Annotated in this window: 19 protein-coding genes; 12 read left to right on the plus strand and 7 right to left on the minus strand. The window is 56.1% G+C overall.

The window, feature by feature from the left end; genetic code table 11:
- From AC4IC4_RS07325 to AC4IC4_RS07340, 4 genes are all read left to right on the plus strand, one after another.
- The gene (locus tag AC4IC4_RS07325) at nt 1-1,230 is read left to right on the plus strand and encodes a winged helix-turn-helix domain-containing protein (RefSeq protein WP_491472457.1); all 1,230 of its coding nucleotides are present in this window, start codon (nt 1-3) and stop codon (nt 1,228-1,230) included.
- Between the two features lie 45 nt (nt 1,231-1,275).
- The gene (ycaR, locus tag AC4IC4_RS07330; protein ID WP_006174474.1) at nt 1,276-1,458 is read left to right on the plus strand and encodes a protein YcaR; all 183 of its coding nucleotides are present in this window, start codon (nt 1,276-1,278) and stop codon (nt 1,456-1,458) included.
- On the plus strand, nt 1,455-2,201 hold the full coding sequence (gene kdsB, locus AC4IC4_RS07335; RefSeq protein ID WP_090417527.1) for a 3-deoxy-manno-octulosonate cytidylyltransferase: 747 nt from the start codon (nt 1,455-1,457) through the stop codon (nt 2,199-2,201). Before ycaR ends, kdsB begins: the two co-directional genes overlap by 4 nt.
- 142 nt (nt 2,202-2,343) lie before the next feature.
- A complete protein-coding gene (locus AC4IC4_RS07340; protein ID WP_148768953.1) occupies nt 2,344-3,237 on the plus strand; it encodes a YcbJ family phosphotransferase in 894 nt (297 codons plus the stop codon).
- On the opposite strand, the gene elyC is transcribed toward AC4IC4_RS07340, so the two are convergent.
- A complete protein-coding gene (elyC, locus tag AC4IC4_RS07345; protein WP_032649176.1) occupies nt 3,214-3,993 on the minus strand; it encodes an envelope biogenesis factor ElyC in 780 nt (259 codons plus the stop codon). The two genes, AC4IC4_RS07340 and elyC, sit on opposite strands and share 24 nt — an antisense overlap.
- A 124-nt stretch (nt 3,994-4,117) precedes the next feature.
- On the opposite strand from elyC, the gene cmoM reads away from it, so the two are divergent.
- The 7 genes from cmoM to AC4IC4_RS07380 all read left to right on the plus strand — a co-directional run bounded on the left by cmoM (nt 4,118) and on the right by AC4IC4_RS07380 (nt 14,755).
- Entirely contained in the window at nt 4,118-4,897 is a 780-nt protein-coding gene (gene cmoM / locus AC4IC4_RS07350; protein WP_032649174.1) for a tRNA uridine 5-oxyacetic acid(34) methyltransferase CmoM, read from the plus strand.
- Between the two features lie 3 nt (nt 4,898-4,900).
- Nucleotides 4,901-6,223, plus strand: a complete 1,323-nt coding sequence (gene mukF / locus AC4IC4_RS07355) for a chromosome partition protein MukF (RefSeq protein WP_024907787.1) — start codon at nt 4,901-4,903, stop codon at nt 6,221-6,223.
- Complete coding sequence (gene mukE / locus AC4IC4_RS07360) at nt 6,204-6,908, plus strand: chromosome partition protein MukE (RefSeq protein ID WP_008499954.1); 705 nt, start codon at nt 6,204-6,206, stop codon at nt 6,906-6,908. The genes mukF and mukE overlap by 20 nt, the downstream gene beginning before the upstream one ends.
- A complete protein-coding gene (gene mukB / locus AC4IC4_RS07365) occupies nt 6,908-11,359 on the plus strand; it encodes a chromosome partition protein MukB (protein WP_491472458.1) in 4,452 nt (1,483 codons plus the stop codon). The genes mukE and mukB overlap by 1 nt, the downstream gene beginning before the upstream one ends.
- A gap of 178 nt (nt 11,360-11,537) precedes the next feature.
- Entirely contained in the window at nt 11,538-13,361 is a 1,824-nt protein-coding gene (ldtD, locus tag AC4IC4_RS07370; RefSeq protein WP_491472459.1) for a L,D-transpeptidase, read from the plus strand.
- A 174-nt stretch (nt 13,362-13,535) separates the two neighbouring features.
- Complete coding sequence (gene mepK / locus AC4IC4_RS07375; protein ID WP_023335137.1) at nt 13,536-14,087, plus strand: peptidoglycan L,D-endopeptidase MepK; 552 nt, start codon at nt 13,536-13,538, stop codon at nt 14,085-14,087.
- Between the two features lie 20 nt (nt 14,088-14,107).
- Nucleotides 14,108-14,755, plus strand: a complete 648-nt coding sequence (locus tag AC4IC4_RS07380) for an MBL fold metallo-hydrolase (protein WP_024907784.1) — start codon at nt 14,108-14,110, stop codon at nt 14,753-14,755.
- Nucleotides 14,756-14,805: 50 nt separating this feature from the next.
- Here the strand turns inward: AC4IC4_RS07380 and aspC are convergent, their stop codons facing one another.
- The 4 genes from aspC to pncB all read right to left on the minus strand — a co-directional run bounded on the left by aspC (nt 14,806) and on the right by pncB (nt 20,689).
- Nucleotides 14,806-15,996, minus strand: coding sequence for an amino acid aminotransferase (gene aspC, locus AC4IC4_RS07385; RefSeq protein WP_248273083.1), 1,191 nt, complete (start codon nt 15,994-15,996; stop codon nt 14,806-14,808).
- 184 nt (nt 15,997-16,180) lie between these two features.
- Nucleotides 16,181-17,314 carry a porin gene (locus tag AC4IC4_RS07390; protein ID WP_032649165.1) on the minus strand — a complete coding sequence of 378 codons (1,134 nt, stop codon included), beginning with the start codon at nt 17,312-17,314 and terminating at the stop codon, nt 16,181-16,183.
- A gap of 605 nt (nt 17,315-17,919) precedes the next feature.
- Complete coding sequence (asnS, locus tag AC4IC4_RS07395; RefSeq protein WP_024907781.1) at nt 17,920-19,320, minus strand: asparagine--tRNA ligase; 1,401 nt, start codon at nt 19,318-19,320, stop codon at nt 17,920-17,922.
- A gap of 166 nt (nt 19,321-19,486) precedes the next feature.
- Entirely contained in the window at nt 19,487-20,689 is a 1,203-nt protein-coding gene (gene pncB / locus AC4IC4_RS07400; protein WP_491472460.1) for a nicotinate phosphoribosyltransferase, read from the minus strand.
- 254 nt (nt 20,690-20,943) lie between these two features.
- Between pncB and pepN the strand changes: the two genes are divergently transcribed.
- Nucleotides 20,944-23,556 carry an aminopeptidase N gene (gene pepN, locus AC4IC4_RS07405; protein ID WP_090417513.1) on the plus strand — a complete coding sequence of 871 codons (2,613 nt, stop codon included), beginning with the start codon at nt 20,944-20,946 and terminating at the stop codon, nt 23,554-23,556.
- A gap of 48 nt (nt 23,557-23,604) precedes the next feature.
- On the opposite strand, the gene ssuB is transcribed toward pepN, so the two are convergent.
- Both ssuB and ssuC read right to left on the minus strand, forming a co-directional pair.
- Complete coding sequence (gene ssuB, locus AC4IC4_RS07410) at nt 23,605-24,375, minus strand: aliphatic sulfonates ABC transporter ATP-binding protein (protein ID WP_491472461.1); 771 nt, start codon at nt 24,373-24,375, stop codon at nt 23,605-23,607.
- Nucleotides 24,372-25,163 carry an aliphatic sulfonate ABC transporter permease SsuC gene (gene ssuC, locus AC4IC4_RS07415; RefSeq protein WP_023311016.1) on the minus strand — a complete coding sequence of 264 codons (792 nt, stop codon included), beginning with the start codon at nt 25,161-25,163 and terminating at the stop codon, nt 24,372-24,374. The genes ssuB and ssuC overlap by 4 nt, the downstream gene beginning before the upstream one ends.
- Nucleotides 25,164-25,169: the final 6 nt, after the last annotated feature.

Consider the following 25,169-nt stretch of genomic DNA (forward strand, 5'->3'; position numbering starts at 1 on the left):
ATGTCTTTACCGCAACTCTCGCTTTCAGCCGCACGTCATTTACACCTTGCCGCGCAGGGGCTGCTCAAAAAGCCCCGCCGCCGCGCGCAGCCTGCCGATATTCTCTCGACCGTTCAGCGCATGTCGCTACTGCAAATCGACACCATTAACATTGTGGCCCGCAGCCCTTACCTGGTCCTGTTTAGCCGCCTGGGGAGTTATCCTTCTCAGTGGCTGGATGAGGCGCTCAGCAAGGGGGAGTTAATGGAGTACTGGGCGCACGAAGCCTGCTTCCTGCCCCGCAGCGATTTTGCCCTGGTTCGCCACCGTATGCTTGCCCCGGAAAAGATGGGCTGGAAATACCGACAGGCGTGGATGCAGGAACATGCGGCCGAAATTGAGCAGCTTATCGCGCATATTCAGGAAAACGGTCCCGTACGCTCCGCCGATTTTGAACACCCGCGCAAGGGTACAAGCGGCTGGTGGGAGTGGAAGCCGCACAAACGTCATCTCGAAGGGCTGTTTACCTCTGGCAAAGTCATGGTGATTGAACGGCGTAATTTTCAGCGCGTCTACGACCTGACGCATCGCGTGATGCCGCACTGGGACGACGAGCGCGACCTGCTTACCCTGGAGGCGGCCGAGGCCGTTATGCTGGAGAACAGCGCCCGAAGCCTGGGGATTTTTCGCGCGCAGTGGCTGGCAGATTATTATCGCCTGCGTCAGCCCGCGCTAAAACCGCTGCTGGACATGTGGCAACGCGAACAGCGCGTCATCCCCGTCACGGTGGAAACGCTGGGCGAAATGTGGCTGCATGCGGATCTCCTCCCGTTATTGCCTCAGGCTCTGGAGGGGAAACTTCAGGCAACCCACAGCGCGGTATTGTCGCCTTTCGACCCGGTTGTCTGGGACAGAAAACGCGCCGAGCAGCTCTTTGATTTCAGCTACCGGCTGGAATGTTATACCCCGGCCCCAAAGCGCCAGTATGGTTACTTTGTTTTACCGCTGCTGCATAAGGGACAGCTGGTCGGGCGCATGGACGCCAAAATGCACCGCAAGACCGGCACGCTTGAAATCATTGCGCTTTATCTGCAAGAGGGCGTCAGGGTGACGGCGAGCCTGGAAAAAGGATTAACGTCCGCCATTAGCGAATTCGCGCGCTGGCAGGGTGCCGACGACGTGACGCTGGGACGGGTACCCGACGGACTGTTTACGTCCTGTCGAAGTGGCTGGGAAACAGGCACGCCCTGAAAAGGGAATGTGTTAAGCTTTAGCGATTACCCATACGGAGGAACTATGGATCACCGTTTACTTGAAATTATTGCCTGCCCGGTATGCAACGGCAAACTCTACTACAGCCAGGACAAACAGGAGCTGATTTGCAAGCTGGACAGCCTGGCTTTCCCGCTGCGTGACGGCATTCCGGTACTGCTGGAAAATGAAGCGCGTTCACTGGTGGCAGAAGAGAGCAAACCATGAGTTTTGTTGTCATTATTCCTGCGCGCTACGCGTCTACGCGTCTGCCGGGTAAACCGCTGGTGGATATCAACGGCAAGCCAATGATTGTGCATGTCCTTGAGCGTGCAAGGGAATCCGGTGCCGACCGCGTGATTGTTGCAACCGATCATCCCGACGTCGCCCGTGCGGTTGAGGCGGCAGGCGGTGAGGTATGCATGACCCGCGCCGATCACCAGTCCGGCACCGAGCGTCTGGCGGAAGTGGTTGAGAAATGTGGTTTTAGTGATGATACGGTCATCGTTAACGTGCAGGGTGACGAGCCGATGATCCCGGCGGTGATTATCCGTCAGGTGGCAGAAAACCTGGCGCAGCGTCAGGTCGGTATGGCGACGCTCGCGGTGCCTGTTCACCATGCGGAAGAGGCTTTCAACCCGAATGCGGTGAAGGTGGTCATGGATGCCGAAGGCTATGCGCTCTATTTCTCCCGCGCCACGATCCCGTGGGATCGCGATCGCTTTGCGCTCTCTAAAGAGACCATCGGTGATACCTTCCTGCGTCATATAGGGATCTACGGCTATCGGGCCGGTTTTATTCGTCGATATGTGACCTGGGCACCGAGTCCGCTGGAGCATATCGAAATGCTGGAGCAGCTTCGCGTGCTCTGGTATGGCGAAAAAATTCACGTTGCCGTTGCCAGCGAAGTGCCTGGTACGGGCGTTGACACGCCGGAAGATCTTGAGCGCGTTCGCGCTGAGTTGCGCTAATACCGCCTGCATCCCTCCTGACGGGGGGATGTTCCTCTCCTCGTTAATTTCCCTTTCTTTTCCCTAATTGATCTCTTCCGGGTGACATCTTCCTTCAGGACGCTCATTATAAAAGCAGTAGTCTTAATGGGGGTAATCTCATATGGAACAGCTGCGTGCCGAACTTAGCCATCTGCTGGGTGAGAAATTAAGCCGTGTCGAATGCGTGAGTGAAAAGGTCGATACCGCGCTTTGGTCGTTGTATGACAGTCAGGGCAACCCAATGCCGCTGATGGCCAGAAGTTTCACCTCACCGGGTGTGGCCAGGCAGCTTGCCTGGAAAATGTCGATGCTGGCGCGGGAGGGAACCGTCCGTATGCCGACGGTGTACGGTGTGATGACCCATGAGGAACATCCCGGCCCGGATGTGCTGCTGATTGAGCGCTTGCGCGGCGTGCCCGTTGAAGCGCCCGCGCGCACGCCGGAGCGCTGGGAGCAGTTAAAAGATCAGATTGTCGAGGCGCTGCTCGCCTGGCACCGTCAGGATAGCCGCGGACTTGTCGGTCCGGTCGACAGCACTCAGGAAAACCTGTGGCCGCTGTGGTATCGCCAGCGGGTTGAGGTTCTGTGGGGGACGCTTAACCAGTTCAACAATACCGGTTTAACCATGCAGGATAAGCGAATTCTGTTTCGCACCCGCGAGTGTTTACCGGCGCTGTTCGACGGTTTTAATGACAACTGCGTGCTAATCCACGGTAATTTCACCCTGCGCAGCATGCTCAAAGACTCCCGCAGCGATCAGCTTCTGGCGATGCTGGGGCCGGGGATCATGCTCTGGGCTCCGCGCGAATACGAGCTGTTCAGGCTCAGCGACAGCGGGGCGGCGGAAGGTTTATTGTGGCATTACCTTCAACGCGCGCCCGTTGCAGAAGCGTTTCTCTGGCGGCGCTGGCTTTATCTGCTCTGGGACGAAGTTGCGCAGCTGGTCAATACCGGACGTTTTAATCGCGCAAACTTCGATCTGGCAACAAAATCACTCCTGCCCTGGCTCGCCTGACGATCCTTTCAGCCACTGCCAGAGGCGTCCGAGCGTCTCATAACCGACGCGATCGCTATGCATCAGCCACGCCGGGGACGGTATCGCCCGTTCCCACGGGTTGAGCGGCGCGTCGATAGCCATCTGGTTTGCCGGTGCGGGAAGCGGGTGCAGGCCTTGCTTCTCAAAGAAAATCATCGCGCGTGGCAGGTGCGAGGCGGAGGTCACCAGCAAGAACGGAACATCGCCAATTGCCTGCTTCACTGCGACAGCCTCTTCTTCGGTATCTTTTGGGCTGTCCAGGGTGATGATGGAGGAACGTGGCACACCGAGCGATTCCGCGACTCTGGCGCCCGCTTCAGCCGTACTCACCGGGTTCGTTTTGGCCGCCGCGCCGGTGAAGATCATTTTTGATCCTGGATTCGCCAGCCACAGGCGAATGCCTTCGTTTAGCCGTGGTAGGCTGTTGTTGATCAGGTTTGAACTGGGGGCCCAGTCAGGATCCCAGGTATATCCGCCTCCCAGTACCACGATGTACGCCACTTTCTGATTTCCCTGCCATGTCGGGTACTTGTTTTCGATGGGGCGTAACAAACCATCCGCGACTGGTTGCAGGCTCAACAGCAGCAGGATAAACCAGCCGAGCGTGATAAGCGTTTTGCCACTCTTCTGAAAGCGACTGAACCACACCAGCGCCAGCCCCAGCGCGATGATGATGAGCAGCAGCGGAAGGGGAAGCATCATCCCTCCAATGTATTTCTTAAGGGTAAAAAGCATCCTTTTTGGTTCCTTTTTTGACCATATAGCAGGTGATTACCGGTGATATTACACCAGAGAGGTTCATTCTCCGCGCGGGTGTGACAAAATAGCGGTTTTGCAGTTAGCGAGTGGAACTCTCCCAATGCGGGATCGCAATTTTGATGACATCGCGGAAAAGTTTTCGCGCAACATTTATGGCACCACGAAAGGGCAGCTCCGTCAGACGATCCTCTGGCAGGATCTGGACACCATTCTGGCTACCTTTGGCGGTCAAACGTTGCGCGTGCTGGACGCTGGTGGCGGTGAAGGGCAGACGGCGATAAAAATGGCCGAGCGCGGCCATCACGTCACGCTTTGCGATCTTTCTGCTGAAATGGTCGCCCGCGCGACGCGTGCGGCAGAAGAGAAAGGTGTGAGCGACAACATGCATTTTATACAATGCGCCGCTCAGGACATCGCGCAGCATTTGGAAACCCAGGTTGATCTGATATTGTTTCATGCGGTGCTGGAGTGGGTTGCCGATCCGCAAAGCGTGTTACAAACCCTGTGGTCGATGTTGCGCCCGGGCGGCACGCTGTCGCTGATGTTCTACAATGCTAACGGCTTCCTGATGCACAACATGGTTGCGGGAAACTTCGACTATGTTCAGGTCGGGATGCCCAAAAAGAAAAAGCGCACGCTTTCCCCGGACTATCCGCGCGATCCACAGCAGGTTTATGGCTGGCTGGAAGCGATTGGCTGGCAGATTGTCGGGAAGACGGGCGTCAGGGTGTTTCATGATTATCTGCGTGAAAAACACAAACAGCGTGACTGTTTTGACACCTTAACAGAATTGGAAACGCGGTATTGCCGTCAGGAGCCTTTTGTCAGCCTTGGCCGCTATATTCACGTCACCGCGCACAAGCCGCAGATGCAAGGATAACCTATGAGTGAATTTTCCCAGACAGTCCCCGAACTGGTTGCCTGGGCCAGGAAAAACGATTTCTCCATCTCGCTGCCGGTAGACAGACTCTCTTTCCTGCTGGCGGTCGCCACGCTGAACGGCGAGCGGCTGGATGGTGAAATGAGCGAGGGTGAACTGGTGGATGCGTTCCGCCACGTCAGTGATGCGTTTGAGCAAACCAGCGAAACCATTAGCGTGCGTGCCAACAACGCGATCAACGATATGGTGCGTCAACGTCTGCTGAACCGCTTTACCAGCGAGCAGGCGGAAGGAAACGCCATCTATCGCCTGACGCCGCTGGGCATCGGCATCACCGATTACTATATTCGCCAGCGTGAATTTTCCACGCTGCGTCTTTCCATGCAGCTGTCGATCGTGGCGGGTGAGCTTAAGCGCGCCGCCGACGCGGCGGATGAAAACGGTGACGAATTCCACTGGCACCGTAACGTCTACGCGCCGCTGAAATATTCGGTGGCCGAAATCTTCGACAGTATCGATCTCACCCAGCGCCTGATGGACGAACAGCAGCAGCAGGTGAAAGACGATATCGCGCAGTTGCTGAATAAAGACTGGCGAGCGGCTATCTCCAGCTGTGAACTTCTGCTGTCAGAAACCTCCGGCACACTGCGCGAACTCCAGGATACGCTGGAAGCCGCAGGGGACAAGCTGCAGGCTAACCTGCTGCGCATCCAGGACGCGACGCTGGCGCATGACGATCTGCATTTTATCGACCGTCTGGTATTCGATCTGCAGAGCAAACTCGACCGCATTATCAGCTGGGGCCAGCAGTCGATCGACCTGTGGATCGGCTACGACCGACACGTGCATAAATTTATCCGTACCGCGATTGATATGGATAAAAACCGCGTCTTTGCCCAGCGTCTGCGTCAGTCGGTGCAGACCTATTTCGATGCGCCGTGGGCGCTGACCTACGCCAATGCCGATCGTCTGCTGGATATGCGCGACGAAGAGATGGCGCTCCGCGATGAAGAGGTGACCGGTGAACTGCCACCGGATCTGGAATACGAAGAATTTAACGAAATTCGCGAGCAGCTTGCGGCGATGATCGAAGAACAGCTCGCTGTCTACAAAACCAGACAAGTGCCGCTGGATCTTGGGCTCGTGGTGCGCGACTATCTGGCGCAATATCCGCGCGCGCGCCACTTCGACGTTGCCCGCATTGTGGTAGACCAGGCGGTGCGCCTGGGCGTCGCGCAAGCAGATTTCACCGGACTGCCGCCGAAGTGGCAGCCAATTAACGATTACGGAGCCAAGGTACAGGCGCATGTCATTGACAAATATTGAACAAGTGATGCCAGTTAAGCTGGCACAGGCGCTGGCGAATCCGTTATTTCCGGCGCTGGACAGCCAGCTGCGTGCCGGTCGTCACATTGGCTTAGACGAGCTGGATAATCACGCCTTTTTGATGGACTTCCAGGAGTACCTGGAAGAGTTTTACGCACGCTACAACGTGGAGCTTATTCGCGCGCCGGAAGGTTTTTTCTACCTGCGTCCACGCTCCACGACGCTGATTCCGCGTTCCGTGCTCTCGGAGCTGGATATGATGGTTGGCAAAATTCTTTGCTACCTCTATCTCAGCCCGGAACGTCTGGCGAATGAAGGGATCTTCACCCAGCAGGAACTTTACGACGAGCTGTTGACGCTGGCAGATGAGAGCAAACTGCTCAAGCTGGTGAACAACCGCTCCACGGGGTCGGATCTTGACCGTCAGAAATTACAGGAAAAGGTTCGCTCTTCCCTGAACCGTCTGCGTCGCCTGGGGATGGTCTGGTTTATGGGCCACGACAGCAGCAAATTCCGCATCACGGAATCTGTCTTCCGCTTTGGCGCCGACGTGCGTGCGGGCGATGACGCGCGTGAAGCGCAGCTTCGCATGATCCGCGACGGTGAAGCGATGCCGGTGGAAAACCATTTGCAGCTCAATGATGAGCATGAAGAGAATCTGCCGGATAGCGGGGAGGAAGAGTAATGATTGAACGCGGTAAATTTCGCTCACTGACGCTGATTAACTGGAACGGCTTCTTTGCCCGAACGTTCGATCTGGATGAGCTGGTCACGACGCTCTCCGGCGGTAACGGAGCGGGTAAATCCACCACCATGGCGGCCTTTGTCACGGCGCTGATCCCTGACCTGACGCTGCTTCACTTCCGTAACACCACCGAAGCGGGGGCCACAAGCGGTTCCCGTGATAAAGGCCTGCACGGGAAGCTGAAGGCCGGCGTCTGTTATTCGGTTCTGGACGTCATTAACTCCCGTCATCAGCGTGTGGTGGTGGGCGTACGCCTGCAGCAGGTTGCCGGTCGCGACCGTAAAGTGGATATCAAACCGTTTGCGATCCAGGGGCTGCCAACGTCCGTGCAGCCAACGGCGCTGCTGACGGAAACACTGAACGAACGTCAGGCGCGTGTGCTGACGCTGCAGGAGCTGAAAGATAAGCTCGAAGCGATCGAAGGCGTACAGTTCAAACAGTTCAACTCGATTACCGACTACCACGCTCTGATGTTCGATCTGGGCGTGGTAGCGCGTCGTCTGCGCTCGGCATCAGACCGTAGCAAATACTACCGCCTGATCGAAGCGTCTCTGTATGGCGGTATCTCCAGCGCCATCACCCGCTCCCTGCGCGACTACCTGCTGCCGGAAAACAGCGGCGTGCGTAAGGCTTTCCAGGATATGGAAGCGGCGCTGCGTGAAAACCGCATGACGCTGGAAGCGATTCGCGTTACCCAGTCTGACCGCGACCTGTTTAAACACCTGATCAGCGAAGCCACCAACTACGTGGCGGCGGACTACATGCGTCACGCCAACGAGCGACGCGTGCATCTCGATCAGGCATTAGAATATCGCCGCGAGCTGTTTACCTCCCGTAAACAGCTGGTGGCCGAGCAGTACAAGCACGTCGAAATGGCGCGCGAGCTGGGTGAGCACAACGGTGCAGAAGGCGACCTGGAAGCCGATTACCAGGCCGCCAGCGATCACCTGAACCTGGTGCAGACTGCGCTGCGTCAGCAGGAAAAAATCGAGCGCTATGAAGCGGATCTCGACGAGCTGCAAATTCGTCTCGAAGAGCAAAATGAAGTGGTGGCCGAAGCCGCCGACATGCAGGAAGAGAACGAAGCCCGTGCCGAAGCGGCCGAGCTGGAAGTGGATGAGCTGAAAAGCCAGCTTGCCGATTACCAGCAGGCACTTGACGTGCAGCAGACACGAGCGATTCAGTACACCCAGGCATTGCAGGCATTACAGCGTGCGAAAGAGCTGTGCCATCTGCCTGACCTGACGCCGGATAGCGCCGACGAGTGGCTGGATACCTTCCAGGCCAAAGAACAGGAAGCCACCGAGAAGCTGCTCTCCCTCGAACAGAAAATGAGCGTCGCGCAAACGGCGCACAGCCAGTTTGAGCAGGCTTATCAGCTGGTGGTCGCAATTAACGGCCCGCTGGCGCGTAACGAAGCCTGGGACGTTGCCCGTGAACTGCTGCGCGACGGTGTGAACCAGCGCCATCTGGCCGAACAGGTTCAGCCGCTGCGGATGCGTCTGAACGAGCTGGAACAGCGCTTGCGCGAGCAGCAGGAGGCCGAGCGTCTTCTGGTGGAATTCTGCAAGCGTCAGGGAAAAAATTACGATTTCGACGAGCTTGAGGCCCTGCATCAGGAGCTGGAAGCGCGTATCGCGGCCCTGTCCGATACCGTATCAAACGCCAGCGAACAGCGTATGACGCTGCGTCAGGAGCTGGAGCAGATTCAGTCCCGTTCGAAGACGCTCTTGCAACGAGCGCCGGTCTGGCTGGCGGCTCAAAGCAGCCTGAATCAGCTCAGCGAACAGTGCGGCGAGCAGTTCGAATCCAGCCAGGAAGTGACCGAATACCTGCAGCAGCTGCTGGAGCGCGAGCGCGAAGCCATTGTTGAGCGTGACGAAGTCGGCACGCGCAAGCGTGAAGTCGACGAAGAAATTGAACGCTTAAGCCAGCCGGGCGGTGCGGAAGACCCGCGCCTCAATGCCCTGGCGGAGCGTTTTGGCGGCGTGCTGCTGTCCGAGATTTACGACGATGTCGGTCTGGACGACGCGCCATACTTCTCCGCGCTGTACGGTCCATCCCGTAACGCGATTGTGGTTCCGGATCTGTCGCTGATTTCTGAGCAGCTTGCCGGCCTGGAAGATTGCCCGGAGGATCTCTACCTGATCGAAGGGGATCCGCAGTCGTTCGATGACAGCGTCTTCAGCGTCGACGAGCTGGAAAAAGCGGTGGTGGTGAAAATCGCCGACCGTCAGTGGCGTTATTCCCGCTTCCCTGAGCTGCCGCTGTTTGGCCGCGCCGCGCGCGAAAGCCGCATCGAAAGCCTGCACGCCGAGCGTGAAACGCTGTCTGAACGTTTCGCGACGCTGTCGTTTGACGTGCAGAAAACCCAGCGTCTGCACCAGGCGTTCAGCCGCTTTATCGGCAGCCATCTGGCCGTGGCCTTTGAAGCTGACCCGGAAGCGGAAATTCGCAAGCTCAATACCCGCCGTGGCGAGCTGGAGCGGGCGATTGCCAGTCATGAAAGCGACAACCAGCAGAGCCGCGTCCAGTTCGAGCAGGCGAAAGAGGGCGTCGCGGCCCTTAACCGCATTCTTCCGCGCCTGAATCTGCTGGCGGATGACACGCTGGCCGATCGCGTGGACGAGATCCAGGAGCGTCTGGATGAAGCGCAGGAAGCCGCGCGTTTCGTTCAGCAGCACGGCAATCAGCTGGCGAAGCTGGAGCCCGTCGTGTCTGTTCTGCAGAGCGACCCGGAACAGTTCGAGCAGTTAAAAGAAGATTATGCCTGGTCGCAGCAGGTGCAGCGCGAAGCGCGTCAGCAGGCGTTTGCCCTGACGGAAGTGGTGCAGCGTCGGGCCCACTTTGGCTACTCCGATTCGGCAGAAATGCTGAGCGGTAACAGCGACCTGAACGAAAAGCTGCGTCAGCGCCTTGAGCAGGCGGAAGCGGAACGTACTCGCGCCCGTGAAGCTATGCGCAGCCACTCCGCTCAACTGAACCAGTACAACCAGGTGCTGGCCTCGCTGAAAAGCTCCTTCGACACCAAGAAAGAGCTGTTAAACGATCTGCAGAAAGAGCTTCAGGACATCGGCGTGCGTGCCGACAGCGGGGCAGAAGAGCGCGCGCGTATTCGTCGTGACGAGCTGCATTCGCAGCTCAGCAATAACCGTGCGCGTCGTAATCAGCTGGAAAAAGCGCTGACCTTCTGCGAAGCGGAAATGGATAACCTGACCCGTCGCCTGCGCAAGCTGGAGCGCGACTACTTTGAGATGCGTGAGCAGGTTGTGACCGCGAAGGCGGGCTGGTGCGCGGTGATGCGCATGGTGAAAGACAATAACGTTGAGCGTCGTCTGCACCGCCGTGAACTGGCATATCTCTCAGCCGACGAACTGCGTTCCATGTCGGATAAGGCATTGGGTGCGCTGCGTCTGGCGGTGGCGGATAACGAACACCTGCGCGACGTGCTGCGTATGTCGGAAGATCCAAAACGTCCGGAACGTAAAATCCAGTTCTTCGTAGCGGTTTACCAGCACCTGCGCGAACGTATTCGTCAGGACATCATCCGTACTGACGATCCGGTCGAGGCCATCGAACAGATGGAAATCGAGCTGGGTCGCCTGACGGAGGAGCTGACCTCCCGCGAGCAGAAGCTGGCGATCAGCTCCCGCAGCGTAGCGAATATTATTCGTAAAACCATTCAGCGCGAACAGAACCGTATCCGCCAGTTGAACCAGGGCCTGCAGAGCGTGTCGTTTGGTCAGGTGAACAGCGTGCGCCTCAACGTCAACGTGCGTGAAGCCCACGCGACGCTGCTGGAAGTGCTGTCTGAGCAGCACGAGCAGCATCAGGATCTGTTCAACAGCAACCGTCTGACCTTCTCCGAAGCGCTGGCGAAGCTGTATCAGCGCCTGAATCCACAGATTGATATGGGCCAGCGTACGCCGCAAACCATCGGTGAAGAGCTGCTGGATTACCGTAACTACCTGGAAATGGAGGTAGAGGTAAACCGTGGCTCAGACGGCTGGCTGCGTGCGGAATCCGGGGCGCTCTCTACCGGTGAAGCGATCGGTACCGGGATGTCAATTCTGGTGATGGTTGTCCAGAGCTGGGAAGATGAAGCGCGCCGTCTGCGCGGCAAAGACATCTCGCCATGCCGACTGCTGTTCCTGGATGAGGCGGCGCGTCTTGATGCCCGCTCCATAGCCACGCTGTTCGAGCTTTGCGAACGTCTCGATATGCAGCTCATTATTGCGGCGCCGGAGAACATCAGCCCCGAGAAAGGCACTACCTACAAACTGGTGCGTAAAGTGTTCCAGAACAGCGAACACGTTCACGTTGTGGGGCTGCGTGGCTTTGCGCCGCAGCCGCCAGAGTCATTGCCGGAAACCACAGCCGACGCTTCCTGAAGTATCTTCTGACCCGAAGCGGCGCCCTGGCGCCGCTTTTTTTTTAAACTTAACTTGTGCTTAGGGCTGCGTTATCTTTAAACTTCTTTACATAAGGTAAGGCAACAGCTTAGCCGTCTACCTATAATGAAAGAAAGCCCCAACGTGATGGGCATGTCGTGAAAACAGGGGGCAAGGGATGTTGCTTAAGAAAGAATGTGGTCGTCAGCTGTCGGCGCTAAGTTTATGCCTGGCAGTGATGTTTGCTCCACTGTTAACCGCCCAGGCCGACGAGCCTGAAATTGTGCCGACTGACAGCTCGGCAACGACAGGCGCACAGCCTACGTCGTTGTCCCAGCCGCTGGACCAGTCTCCGGCGACGGCTGTCATGGCCGGTATTAAACCGCTGCCGGAAGGCATCGACGCCGAATCGCTCAGTCAGCAGCTGCAGTCAGGGCTGCCGTCAGGCTACACGCCTGTCTATATCAATCAGCTCACGCTCCTCTATGCTGCCCGCGATATGAAACCGATGTGGGAAAACCGCGATGCCGTGCGCGCCTTCCAGCAACAGCTGGCGGAGGTCGCGATTGCAGGGTTTCAGCCGCAGTTTACAAAATGGGTTGAGCTGTTAACCGATCCTGCCGTCACCGGGCAGGCGCGGGACGTGGTGCTTTCCGATGCCATGATGGGCTACCTGCAGTTCGTGGCGGGTATTCCTGTCAATGGCAACCGCTGGCTGTACAGCGATAAACCTTACAAACTGGCGACGCCAGCGCTATCGGTGATTAATCAATGGCAGCTAGCGCTGGATAATGGCGAACTGCCGCGCTTTATCGCCAGCCTGGCACCGACGCACCCACAATATGCCACTCTGCACCAGTCGCTCCTCGCGCTAGTGGGGGACACGCGTCCGTGGCCGCAAATGCGCGGTACCGCGACGCTGCGTCCGGGGCAGTGGAGCAGCGATGTGCCCGCCCTGCGCGAGATCCTGGTGCGTTCCGGTATTCTGGAAGGCGGGCCAAAGATTGCTCTCCCGGGTGATGATCCACAAAACGTCGCCGTCAGCCCGTCAGCTCCCGTGAAAGAGAAGAAAGCCGATGTCCTGAGCAGCAAACCCGCGGCTTACGATCGCGAGCTGGTTGCGGCTGTTAAGCAATTCCAGGCCGCTCAGGGGCTGGGGGCCGATGGCGTCATTGGCCAGACGACGCGTGACTGGCTGAACGTATCGCCTGCGCAGCGGGCAGGGGTGCTGGCGCTCAATATCCAGCGTTTGCGCTTGCTGCCGGGAACGCTCTCTACCGGGATTATGGTTAACATTCCGGCGTATTCCCTGGTCTATTACCAGGACGGTAGCGAAAAACTGGCATCGCGCGTGATTGTCGGGCGTCCGGATCGTAAAACACCGATGATGAGCAGCGCGCTGAATAACGTGGTGGTAAACCCACCGTGGAACGTGCCGCCGACTCTGGCGCGAAAAGACATTCTGCCGAAGGTCTGGAACGACCCGGGTTATCTGGAACGTCATGGCTATACGGTGATGCGTGGATGGAACAGTAAAGAGGCCATCGATCCTTATATGGTCGACTGGTCGACGATCACAGCGTCAAATCTGCCGTTCCGTTTCCAGCAGGCTCCCGGGGCGCATAACTCTTTAGGGCGCTACAAATTCAATATGCCGAGTTCAGAAGCTATCTATCTGCACGATACGCCGAACCACAACTTGTTCCAGAAAGATACCCGCGCGCTGAGTTCTGGCTGCGTGCGCGTGAACAAAGCCTCGGAGCTGGCCAATATGCTGCTTCAGGATGCGGGCTGGAACGATACGCGTATTTCGGATGCCCTGAAGCAGGGGGATACGCGTTACGTTAATATTCGCCACAATATTCCGGTCAATCTTTACTATCTGACGGCGTTTGTGGGTGAGGACGGGCGTACCCAGTATCGCACAGATATTTACAATTATGATCTCACCGCGCGATCCGGCGCACAAATTTTGCCAAAAGCGGAACAATTAATCAGGTAAATGAAGCAGTTCGGGAAAAATGATTGTCGTAAGTTATGGTGAATAAGCGGCTATATCGCTGCAAGCCGCGTATTCACTGGGGTTGGGCGCCTTGACGTACCTGGTTTTGCCAGTTATGGTGCCCTTCGTGCGCTAAGCATATTACGATTTCTTTTACCTGTAGACCTGATTATCATGGACAAATTTGACGCTAATCGCCGCAAACTGCTGGCGTTAGGTGGCGTTGCGCTCGGCGCAGCGGCCATCCTGCCGACGCCAGCATTTGCCACCCTCTCGACACCTCGTCCGCGAGTTTTAACGCTCAACAATCTTCATACCGGTGAGTCGCTAAAAGCGGAGTTTTTCGATGGCAGAGGCTATATTCAGGATGAATTAGCAAGACTTAACCATTTTTTCCGTGATTTCCGCGCGAATAAAATAAAAGCCATCGATCCAGGACTGTTTGATCAGATTTTCCGCCTTCAGGGCCTGCTGGGCACCAGCAAGCCGGTGCAGCTCATTTCTGGCTATCGCTCGATTGATACCAACAATGAACTGCGCGCCCACAGTCGCGGGGTAGCGAAAAAAAGCTATCACACGAAGGGACAGGCAATGGATTTCCATATTGAAGGCGTTTCGTTAGCCAATATTCGCAAAGCTGCGTTATCTATGCGCGCAGGTGGTGTAGGATATTACCCCAGCAGCAACTTTGTACATATTGATACCGGTCCGGTTCGGCACTGGTAATAACGAAACACAGGAGCAGTATGAACTATCGTATTATTCCGGTTACCGCGTTCTCCCAGAATTGTTCACTCATCTGGTGCGAACAAACTAAACTGGCCGCGCTTGTCGATCCCGGTGGCGACGCTGAGAAAATCAAGCAGGAAGTCGCTGACAGCGGTGTCACGCTGATGCAAATATTGCTGACGCATGGTCACCTTGACCATGTTGGCGCAGCGGCAGAACTGGCACAACATTATGGTGTGCCGGTGATTGGTCCGGAAAAAGAAGATGAGTTCTGGCTGCAGGGGTTACCCGCCCAAAGCCGCATGTTTGGCCTTGATGAGTGTCAGCCCCTGACGCCCGATCGCTGGCTGAACGAAGGAGAGCGCGTTAACGTAGGGAATGTGACTTTACAGGTGTTGCATTGTCCTGGACATACGCCAGGCCATATTGCCTTCTTTGATGACCAGTCTCGTCTGCTGATTTCCGGCGATGTGATTTTCAAAGGCGGCGTAGGACGCAGTGATTTTCCTCGCGGCGATCACGGGCAACTGATTCAGTCGATTAAACAGAAGCTATTGCCGCTGGGTGATGATGTGACGTTTATTCCTGGACACGGTCCGATGTCGACGCTGGGCTATGAACGGCTCCATAACCCGTTCCTTCAGGATGAAATGCCTGTCTGGTAACCCGAATAAAAAAAAGCCTGCATAACGCAGGCTTTTTTTATGGGCGCAAATTACAGTACGGCGACAATCGCTTCGCACAGTGGCGCCATGTTGTCAGGCGTCATGCCTGCAACGTTCACGCGGCCAGAGGCCACGGCGTATACGCCAAACTCTTCACGCAGACGCAGAACCTGCTCTTTGGTCAGGCCGCTGAACGAGAACATGCCGTTCTGTTTGATGATAAAGCTGAAGTCGCGGTCTGCGCCTTTCTCAGCCAGGGTGTTCACAAACAGCAGGCGCATGCGCTGAATACGCTGGCGCATATCGTTCAGCTCTTGTTCCCAGATAGCGCGCAGCGCATCGTTGCTCAGGATAGTGGCAACAACAGACGCACCGTGTGCCGGTGGGTTAGAGTAGTTAGCGCGGATAACCGATTTCATCTGGCTGAACGCACGATCGACGGTCTCTTCGTTAGCAGCAACCAGCGTACAGGCACCCACACGCTCATTGTACAGACCGAAGTTCTTGGAATAAGAGCTGGCGACAATCAGCTCCTGATGCACGGCTGCGAACGCGCGCAGGCCTTCGGCATCTTCTTCCAGACCACGGGCGAAGCCCTGGTAGGCAAAGTCAAACAGCGGCAGCCAGCCTTTCTCTACGGACAGCTTCGCCAGGTGTTGCCACTGCTCAAGCGTCGGATCGATACCGGTTGGGTTGTGGCAGCAGCCGTGGAACAGCACCACGTCACCTGCCTGCGCTTCGCCGAGGCTCGCCAGCAGGCCGTCAAAGTCCAGAGAGTGGTTTGCCGCGTCGTAGTAGGCGTATTCACGCACTTCCAGACCCGCAGAGTTAAACACGCTCTTGTGGTTCGGCCAGCTTGGGTTGCTCACCCAGACACGCTTAACAGAGGTGTTTTTCGCAAGGAAATCCGCCGCCACGCGCAGCGCACCGGTACCGCCCGGAGTCTGTGCTGTACGGGCACGTTTGTCACTCACAATTGCACTGCCTTTACCGAACAGCAGCTCCTGGGTGCAGCGACCAAATTCAGGGATACCATCAATACCGAGGTAGTTTTTGGTGGTTTCGTTTTCCAGCAGATACTGCTCGGCTTTCTTAACGCTGGTCAGTACCGGAGTTTTGCCGGTTTCATCTTTATATACACCAATACCCAGGTTGATTTTGCCAGGGCGGTCGTCGGCACGAAACAGATCGGCCAGGCCCAGAATAGGGTCGGCAGGAGCGGCGGTAATGTTCTCAAACATGACGAAGTTCCATTGTGATTACAGAAGTGAAATCCGCTATCAGGTTAACGGTAGATTTACAAAATGCCAACCGTTTGCGACGAAAAGCGTGCGGCTTTTCAAAAGTCGCCATTATTTTCTGTCACGCATAAAAAAACAGGGCCGAAGCCCTGTTCATTAAGCATATAACAAAGTGGTGTTCTGATTAGAACTGGTAAACAGCAGCCAGACCAACCTGGTCGTCGGTACCAACCCAGCCGCCGCCAGTGCGCTTGGCCTGATCTTCGTCGATCAGGTTGATGCGGTAATCAGCAGACACGTTGAAGTTTTTGTTGAAGTAGTAAGTAGCGCCAACTTCAACGTATTTAGCCAGATCTGCATCGCCGCCAGATACAGTGTTCAGGTTTTTACCTTTACTCTGGACGTAGGACAGGGATGGACGCAGACCGAAGTCGAACTGGTACTGAGCGATAACTTCGAAGTTCTGGGTTTTGTTCGCTACGTTGAACACGTCACCAGAAGCATCAGGGGTGTTGGAACCGGTGGTGTTAGCCAGGAGGCTCAAATTGCGGGTTTCTGCGTATACAGCAGCCAGATACAGGCTGTTTGCATCGTATTTACCGCCAATTGCCCATGCTTCGGCTTTGTCGCCTTTACCATCGGCCTTCTGGTCAAGAGTACGGTTAGCATTGCTGTACGCGCCAGTCAGAGCAAAGCCACTGCCGAAGTCATAAGCTACAGAGTAACCAACACCGTCGCCATTCGCACGACGCAGGTCAGCGCGTTCGTTTTTAGCCTGGTACTGGAGGCCGAAGCTCAGACCATCAACCAGACCAAAGAAATCGTTATTACGGTAGGTCAGCAGGCCAGTAGAACGGCTGGTCATGTAGTTATCAACATTGCCGCCGCCCCATGTTTCGCCGGACCAGGTTGGCGCCATGTCGGTGTAGGATTCTACATCGTATACGATGCCGTAGTTACGGCCGTAGTCGAGGCTGCCAGCGTCAGCCATTTTCAGGCCAGCGAATGCCAGACGAGTACGAGTAGAGTTGTTTGCAGACTGTTCACCTTCCGCAGAACTGGCCAGTGCACGGTATTCCCACTGACCATAACCGGTCAGTTGGTCGTTGATCTGAGTTTCGCCTTTGAAACCGATCTGTGCGTAGGTTGAGTCTGAGTTGTTGGTGTTATCGCCATTGGTAACGAAGTCACGCTCAGCATTAACTTTTCCGTACAGATCAAGTTTGTTGCCGTTCTTGTTATAGATTTCTGCAGCGTTAGCTGCACCGGCTACCAGCAGGGCAGGGATTACCACTGCCAGAATATTGCGCTTCATCATTATTTATTACCCTCATTGGTTTTTTTATGACACTCGCCACTGCCGTCAATAAATTCTGTCAATAAATATTTCCGGAACTATTGATGAGAGTTTGGTGTCTTTATGTATCTGACAGGCATCTTTCCATTCGGCGAAGCGTTTCGCTAGCCTGAAAGTGCTACAATTCTCAAGATTAAGTAACCGAAAGAAAATATGTGTAACCAAATGTGTATTTTTGGGAACTTTGTGAACCACCTCAAACTTCAGAGCGCTCTGGCGAATTAAACAACAAAACCTATCCTATATATATGAATTGCTTATGATTAATTGAGATAAAGGCGATTCATATAAACAGACGTTAAACGACTCTGTTTTTCTTATGACCCCAAAAAGACTTCTGGACGGCTGAAAAAGTGGTTGAAATTTGTGCTATCGCTTGAGGATGTAATAATCGCAATAAGAATGGGGTTTATTTTTTGTGGCTGGATATTTCGCGGAAACAAAACGTAACAGGTAGTGGTTGTGACGGGGTGAAGGTTTAAAGATGCTGACTTTACGCTGACGAAAACTGACAATGCAGAATAAAATAATGGCCAGCACAGGCTGGCCATTTTAGTTTTTACCGATTAGAAGCTTGCGTTACGTGGTGTACGTGGGAATGGAATCACGTCGCGAACGTTCTGAACGCCGGTAACGTAGGCGATCAGACGCTCGAAGCCGAGACCAAAACCGGCGTGCGGTACGGTACCGTAACGACGCAGATCGCGGTACCAGCTGTAGTCAGCTGGGTTGAGCCCCATCTCTTCCATACGCGCGTCCAGCACGTCAAGACGCTCTTCACGCTGAGAGCCACCGATGATTTCACCAATGCCCGGCGCCAGGACGTCCATCGCTGCCACGGTTTTACCGTCTTCGTTAAGGCGCATATAGAAGGCCTTAATGTCTTTCGGGTAGTTTTTAACGACAACCGGCGCTTTGAAATGTTTCTCGGCCAGATAGCGTTCGTGCTCAGACGCCAGGTCAACGCCCCAGTAAACCGGGTTCTCGAAAGTCTCACCGCATTTCTCGAGGATCGCCACCGCGTCGGTATAGTCCACCTGCGCAAAGTCGGCAGAAACAAAACGCTCCAGACGCGCCACAGCATCGCTGTCTACGCGCTCGGCGAAGAATTTCATGTCGTCAGGACGCTCTTCCAGCACCGCTTTGAACACGTACTTCAGCATCGCTTCCGCCAGACCCGCAACATCGTCCAGGTCGGCGAACGCCACTTCCGGCTCCAGCATCCAGAATTCCGCCAGGTGACGGCTGGTGTTGGAGTTTTCGGCACGGAAGGTTGGGCCAAAGGTGTAGATCTTAGACAGCGCACAGGCGTACGTTTCGCCGTTGAGCTGACCAGATACCGTCAGGAAAGCTTCTTTACCAAAGAAGTCTTTGTCATAGTCCACTTTACCTTCCGGCGTGCGCGGCAGGTTTTCCATGTCCAGCGTCGAGACGCGGAACATCTCACCCGCACCTTCTGTGTCGGACGCGGTGATCAGCGGGGTAGACACCCAGAAGTAACCCTGCTCGTCGAAGAAACGATGCAGCGCCTGCGCCAGCGTATGACGCACGCGCGCCACCGCACCAATCAGGTTGGTACGTGGACGCAGGTGCGCCACTTCACGCAGGTATTCAATGCTGTGACGTTTTGCTGCCATCGGGTAGGTATCTGGATCTTCAACCCAGCCGGTGACTTCAATGGCTGAGGCCTGAATTTCGAAACTCTGACCCTGGCCGGGGGATGCCACAACCACGCCGGTGACAATAACGGAACAGCCCGTCGTCAGGCGCAGAACGTCATCATTGTAATTGGGCAGAGAATTATTAATGACGGCCTGTACAGGATCAAAGCAGGAACCGTCATAGACGGCAAGGAAGGAGATGCCAGCTTTAGAATCTCGGCGGGTACGCACCCATCCGCGCACGGTGACCTGTTGGTCAACGGCGACACGGCCCTGGAGTACGTCGGCTACAGGCACAACGCTCATAATATTCTCTCTGTTAATAGTCGGAAAAAATAAACACTTGTCCACCCTTATGGGGGGATATCTATGTTACCTGCCATCCGCTATCAGACAAGTAAATTTCGCAGTCAAAAGAGAAGAATTAAGAAATAAATAAGAAGAGGGGAGCCATAAAGGCTCCCGTAAGCGCTTAACTGGCTTTTTTGATCTGAGGAAGATCGAAGGCTTTGCGCAACGCGCGAACAAACGCTTTGTCATGGCAGATGGTTTTGCCCGGGCTGTCGGAGAGCTTCGCCACCGGCTTGCCGTTACATTCCACCAGTTTGATGACAATATTCAGAGGTTTTACCTGAGGAATATCGCAGGTCAAACGGGTACCAATGCCGAAGCTCAGGTTCACCCGGGTGTTGAAATGGCGATAGAGTTCGACTGCTTTCGCCAGGTCGAGATTATCGGAGAAGACCAGCACCTTGCTCATCGGATCAATGCCGAGTTTCTCGTAATGGGCAATGGCCTTCTCGCCCCATTCAACCGGATCCCCGGAGTCGTGGCGTAATCCCTGGTAACGTTCAGCGAACTCGGGACCAAAGTCGCGCAGGAAGGCATCCATCGTAATACAGTCGGTGAGGGCGATCCCGAGTTGATTCGGGTACTCCTCAAGCCATGCGGCCAGTGCCGCGCGCTGGCTGTTAGCCAGATCGGGGCTGATCTGCTGATGCGCCTGGAACCACTCGTGCGCCTGGGTACCCATTGGCGTCAGGCTGAGGCGACGCGCCAGATCGTAGTTACTGGTGCCCACGAACCACGGTTCCTGCTGCAGACGTTTAACGATGGCCTCCTGAACGTCGCGCGAGAAACGACGACGGGTGCCAAAGTCCATCAGGCGGAAGCGGGACATGTCTAACCCTTCGGTCAGCGTGGAGAAGGCAGTGAGTTTATTTTCCAGCGCGGCGACCGCCTGCTCGACGCCCGTTTCCGGCGAACGGTAGCGGTGAGCCAGTTCGCTGATCACCGCCAGAAGCGGCACTTCCCACATGATCACTTCCCGCCACGGACCTTCAAGGCGAATATCCAGCTTGCCGTTATCGTTAAGCACGGTGACCTGCTCCGGCTTATAGCGGAAATCGCGCAGCCAGTTCAGGTAGTCGGCTTTGAAGAAAGGCAGGCCAGAAAGCCACTGATATTCCTCGTCCTGCAGCGTCAGATGCTGCATAGCATTGACCTGTTCACGAATGGCGTCTGCGTAGATACCGAGCAAGTCGTCGCCACGGCAGCGGAATTCCGCCGCGACATGAACGTCATAGTAATGGTGGAAAACGGCTTGCTGCATATGCAGTTTATACGCGTCGGTATCCAGCAACGTATGCAGAACTGGAGAAGCGAATTGAGTCATAGTTGCGCAGTAGCATCCTCTCACAGGAGCGTTTAGTACAATAAACAACTCCGGAGTATACCTTGTTTAGTGATTTATTGAACCCCGATCACAACATAAGCGCGTTTTATGGTCGAGGGCATTTTGTGCCCCGTGTTATACAAATGTAGCAAAAAAAGGTTTTGACCCTGAAAAGATGAACATTCTGCATAGCGCGTTTTGCGCAACAGGAATATATTGAAACGTTACTCGACAAACGATGCATAAGGTTTTCTATGACACAACAGCCACAAGCCAAATACCGCCACGACTACCGTGCGCCGGATTACCTGATTAGCGAAATCGATCTGACTTTTGACCTGGATGCCACTAAAACCGTTGTCACGGCGGTAAGCAAGGTGACGCGCCACAGCGCAACTGCGGTGCCGCTGCGTCTGGATGGTGAAGACCTGACGCTGGTCTCCCTGCATATTAATGATGAAGCCTGGTCAGACTATAAAGAAGAAAACAACCAGCTGGTCATCGACAACCTGCCGGAACAGTTTACGCTGCGCATCGTGAATGAAATCAGCCCGGCCGCCAACACCGCGCTGGAAGGGCTTTATCAGTCAGGCGTGGCGCTGTGTACCCAGTGTGAAGCGGAAGGGTTCCGCCACATTACCTGGTATCTTGACCGCCCGGACGTCCTGGCGCGCTTCACCACCAAAATCATCGCCGATAAAACCCTCTATCCCTTCCTGCTCTCCAACGGTAACCGCGTAGGTGAAGGCGAGCTGGAGAATGGCCGTCACTGGGTGCAGTGGCAGGATCCGTTCCCGAAACCGTGCTACCTGTTTGCGCTGGTGGCGGGGGACTTCGACGTGCTGCGTGACACCTTCAAAACGCGCTCAGGCCGTGAGGTGGCGCTGGAGCTGTTTGTGGACCGCGGCAACCTTGACCGCGCGCCGTGGGCGATGACCTCCCTCATCAACTCCATGAAGTGGGACGAGGAGCGCTTCGGCCTCGAATATGATCTCGACATCTATATGATCGTCGCCGTCGATTTCTTCAACATGGGCGCAATGGAGAATAAAGGCCTGAACGTCTTTAACTCCAAATACGTGCTGGCGCGTACCGATACCGCAACGGACAAAGACTACCTCGATATCGAACGCGTCATCGGCCACGAATATTTTCACAACTGGACCGGCAACCGCGTCACCTGCCGCGACTGGTTCCAGCTCAGCCTGAAAGAGGGCCTGACCGTCTTCCGTGACCAGGAGTTCAGCTCCGATCTGGGTTCACGCGCGGTAAACCGCATCAACAATGTGCGTACCATGCGCGGCCTGCAGTTTGCGGAAGATGCCAGCCCAATGGCGCACCCGATCCGTCCGGATAAAGTCATCGAGATGAACAACTTCTACACCCTGACGGTGTACGAGAAGGGCGCCGAAATTATCCGCATGATCCACACCCTGCTGGGGGAAGAGAACTTCCAGAAAGGGATGCAGCTGTACTTTGAGCGTCATGACGGCAGCGCGGCCACCTGCGACGATTTTGTGCAGGCAATGGAAGATGCCTCTAATGTCGATCTCTCTCACTTCCGCCGCTGGTACAGCCAGGCCGGTACGCCGATTGTTACCGTCAAAGACGACTACAATCCGGAAACCGAGCAGTACACGCTGACCATCAGCCAGCGCACGCCGCCGACGGCAGAGCAGGAAGAGAAATACCCGCTGCATATTCCGTTCAGCATTGAGCTGTACGATAACGAAGGCAAAGTCATTCCACTGCAGAAGGGCGGCCACCCGGTACACCACGTGCTGAACGTGACCCAGGCCGAGCAGACCTTTATCTTCGATAACGTCTATTTCCAGCCGGTGCCTGCGCTGCTGTGTGAATTCTCCGCGCCGGTGAAGCTGGAGTACAAGTGGAGCGATCAGCAACTGACGTTCCTGATGCGTCACGCGCGTAACGACTTCTCCCGCTGGGATGCGGCGCAAAGCCTGCTGGCGACCTACATCAAGCTCAACGTAAACCGTCATCAGCAGGGCCAGCCGCTGTCGCTGCCTGTTCACGTAGCTGACGCGTTCCGCGCGATCCTGCTGGATGAGAAGATTGACCCGGCGCTCGCCGCTGAAATTCTGACCCTGCCGTCAGCGACTGAAATCGCCGAGTTGTTCGAGATTATCGATCCGATCGCGATCGTGGCGGTGCGTGAAGCGCTGACCCGTACGCTGGCTGCTGAACTGGCGGACGAGTTCCTCGCCATTTATAACGCCAACAAGCTTGACGCTTATCGCGTTGAGCACGCGGACATTGGTAAACGTTCTCTGCGCAACACCTGCCTGCGCTATCTGGCGTTTGGTGAAACCGAGCTGGCGAACACCCTGGTGAGCAAGCAGTATCACGAGGCGGATAACATGACCGACGCCCTGGCCGCGCTGGGTGCAAGCGTTGCCGCCGAACTGCCGTGCCGCGATGCGCTGATGCAGGAGTACGACGACAAGTGGCATCAGGATGGCCTGGTGATGGACAAGTGGTTCATCCTGCAGGCGACCAGCCCGGCGGCCGATGCACTCAGCAACGTACGCAGCCTGCTGAAGCATCGTTCCTTTACCCTGAGCAACCCAAACCGCGTGCGTTCGCTGATTGGCGCGTTTGCCAGCAGCAACCCGGCGGCGTTCCACGCCGAAGACGGCAGCGGTTATCAGTTCATGGTGGAAATGCTGACCGAGCTGAACAGCCGTAACCCGCAGGTGGCGTCGCGCCTGATTGAGCCGCTGATCCGTCTGAAGCGTTACGATGCGAAGCGTCAGGCGAAGATGCGTGCCGCGCTTGAGCAGCTGAAAGGGCTGGAAAATCTGTCTGGCGATTTGTACGAGAAGATTGCTAAAGCGTTAGCGTAATATAAGTTAACCCTCCCTCTCCCCGTGGGAGAGGGCCGGGTGAGGGCATCAGGCATTAGCCTTAGCTCGCTGTAACTCTATGCTCCCGCGCTTCATCACTCGATCTAATACCTCAGCTTCGAGCTCCGCCAGTCTTGCTGAGCCCACGCGACGAGGCCGCGGAAGATCCACCGTCAGATCCAGACCTATTTTCCCGTCCTCTATTAACAGCACCCGGTCCGCCATCGCGACGGCTTCGCTCACGTCATGCGTCACCAGCAGTACCGTAAAGCCGTGCGCCTGCCACAGGGATCCAATCAAATCCTGCATTTCGATTCGCGTCAGGGCGTCGAGCGCGCCGAGCGGTTCATCAAGCAACAGCAGGCCAGGACGGTGAATCAACGCCCGCGCCAGCGCTACGCGCTGCTTCTGCCCACCCGAGAGGGCGGCAGGCCATTCATCGGCTCGATTTTCCAGCCCAACGGCGGCCAGTGCCTGGCGGGCTTCATCCCGCCAGTTGCCCTTAAGACCGAGCCCGACATTGTCGATAACCGTTTTCCACGGCAGCAGCCGCGCGTCCTGAAACATCATGCGGGTATCGTCCTGAATATTCGAAAGCGGCGTTGTTCCTGCCAGAATGTCGCCGCCGTTGGGGGCTTCCAGTCCGGCCAGCAGCCTTAGCAGGGTACTCTTGCCGCCCCCGCTGCGCCCGACAACGGCCACAAATTGTCCGGCGGGAATATGCAGATCCAGCCCGTTAAGAATGGTGTTTTCGCCGTAGCGTTTGGTCACGCCGTTCAGCAGTAACGGTGTTCCCTGGTTCAGTCGTGCAGTATTCATGCTTTCGCCTCCTGAAGGGTGTAGGCCGGGTTCCAGCGCAGCCAGCTGCGCTCCAGCCACTGGGCGCTAACGTCGGCGAGTTTGCCGAGCAGGGCATACAGAATGATGGCAACCACCACCACGTCCGTTTGCAGGAATTCGCGGGCGTTCATCGCCAGGTAACCAATCCCAGAGTTGGCTGAGATGGTCTCCGCCACAATCAGCGTCAGCCACATCAGGCCGAGCGCGAAACGCACCCCGACCATAATGGAGGGCAGGGCGCCCGGCAGGATCACGTGTATAAAGAGAGAAAAACCCGATAAGCCGTAGCTGCGCGCCATCTCCACCAAACCGCGATCGATATTGCGGATCCCGTGCCAGGTGTTGATGTAGATCGGGAACAATGTGCCCAGCGCCACGAGGAAGATCTTGGCGCTCTCATCAATCCCAAACCACAGGATAACCAGCGGGATCAGCGCCAGATGCGGCACGTTGCGCAGCATCTGAATAGAGGTATCCAGCAGCCGCTCGCCCCAGCGGGAAAGGCCACTGATCAGGCCCAGAACCAGACCGATGCTGCCGCCGATGGAAAACCCAATCACGGCGCGCCAGGAGCTGATCGCCAGATGCTGCCACAGCTCACCGCTCACGCTCAGCGACCAGAACGCTTCTACAACGCCCTCCGGGGAGGGCAGAATACGGCTCGACAGCCAGCCGGTGGACGACGCGAGCTGCCAGAGTGCCACAATGCCGACGGGTAAAAACCACGGCGCGGCGCGCAGCAGCCATTTTTGTGAGGTGGCAGACATGGTCAC

The organism is Enterobacter sp. Taxon_2 (assembly GCF_058355295.1).

Coding starts and splice junctions, on each gene's coding strand:
- pepN (WP_090417513.1), top strand. CDS start 20,944: ATGACACAACAGCCACAAGCCAAATACCGCCACGACTACCGTGCGCCG.
- AC4IC4_RS07325 (WP_491472457.1), top strand. CDS start 1: ATGTCTTTACCGCAACTCTCGCTTTCAGCCGCACGTCATTTACACCTT.
- AC4IC4_RS07340 (WP_148768953.1), top strand. CDS start 2,344: ATGGAACAGCTGCGTGCCGAACTTAGCCATCTGCTGGGTGAGAAATTA.
- asnS (WP_024907781.1), bottom strand. CDS start 19,320: ATGAGCGTTGTGCCTGTAGCCGACGTACTCCAGGGCCGTGTCGCCGTT.
- AC4IC4_RS07380 (WP_024907784.1), top strand. CDS start 14,108: ATGAACTATCGTATTATTCCGGTTACCGCGTTCTCCCAGAATTGTTCA.
- mukF (WP_024907787.1), top strand. CDS start 4,901: ATGAGTGAATTTTCCCAGACAGTCCCCGAACTGGTTGCCTGGGCCAGG.
- mukB (WP_491472458.1), top strand. CDS start 6,908: ATGATTGAACGCGGTAAATTTCGCTCACTGACGCTGATTAACTGGAAC.
- mukE (WP_008499954.1), top strand. CDS start 6,204: ATGTCATTGACAAATATTGAACAAGTGATGCCAGTTAAGCTGGCACAG.
- ssuC (WP_023311016.1), bottom strand. CDS start 25,163: ATGTCTGCCACCTCACAAAAATGGCTGCTGCGCGCCGCGCCGTGGTTT.
- ssuB (WP_491472461.1), bottom strand. CDS start 24,375: ATGAATACTGCACGACTGAACCAGGGAACACCGTTACTGCTGAACGGC.
- kdsB (WP_090417527.1), top strand. CDS start 1,455: ATGAGTTTTGTTGTCATTATTCCTGCGCGCTACGCGTCTACGCGTCTG.
- mepK (WP_023335137.1), top strand. CDS start 13,536: ATGGACAAATTTGACGCTAATCGCCGCAAACTGCTGGCGTTAGGTGGC.
- pncB (WP_491472460.1), bottom strand. CDS start 20,689: ATGACTCAATTCGCTTCTCCAGTTCTGCATACGTTGCTGGATACCGAC.
- cmoM (WP_032649174.1), top strand. CDS start 4,118: ATGCGGGATCGCAATTTTGATGACATCGCGGAAAAGTTTTCGCGCAAC.
- ldtD (WP_491472459.1), top strand. CDS start 11,538: ATGTTGCTTAAGAAAGAATGTGGTCGTCAGCTGTCGGCGCTAAGTTTA.
- ycaR (WP_006174474.1), top strand. CDS start 1,276: ATGGATCACCGTTTACTTGAAATTATTGCCTGCCCGGTATGCAACGGC.
- elyC (WP_032649176.1), bottom strand. CDS start 3,993: ATGCTTTTTACCCTTAAGAAATACATTGGAGGGATGATGCTTCCCCTT.
- AC4IC4_RS07390 (WP_032649165.1), bottom strand. CDS start 17,314: ATGATGAAGCGCAATATTCTGGCAGTGGTAATCCCTGCCCTGCTGGTA.
- aspC (WP_248273083.1), bottom strand. CDS start 15,996: ATGTTTGAGAACATTACCGCCGCTCCTGCCGACCCTATTCTGGGCCTG.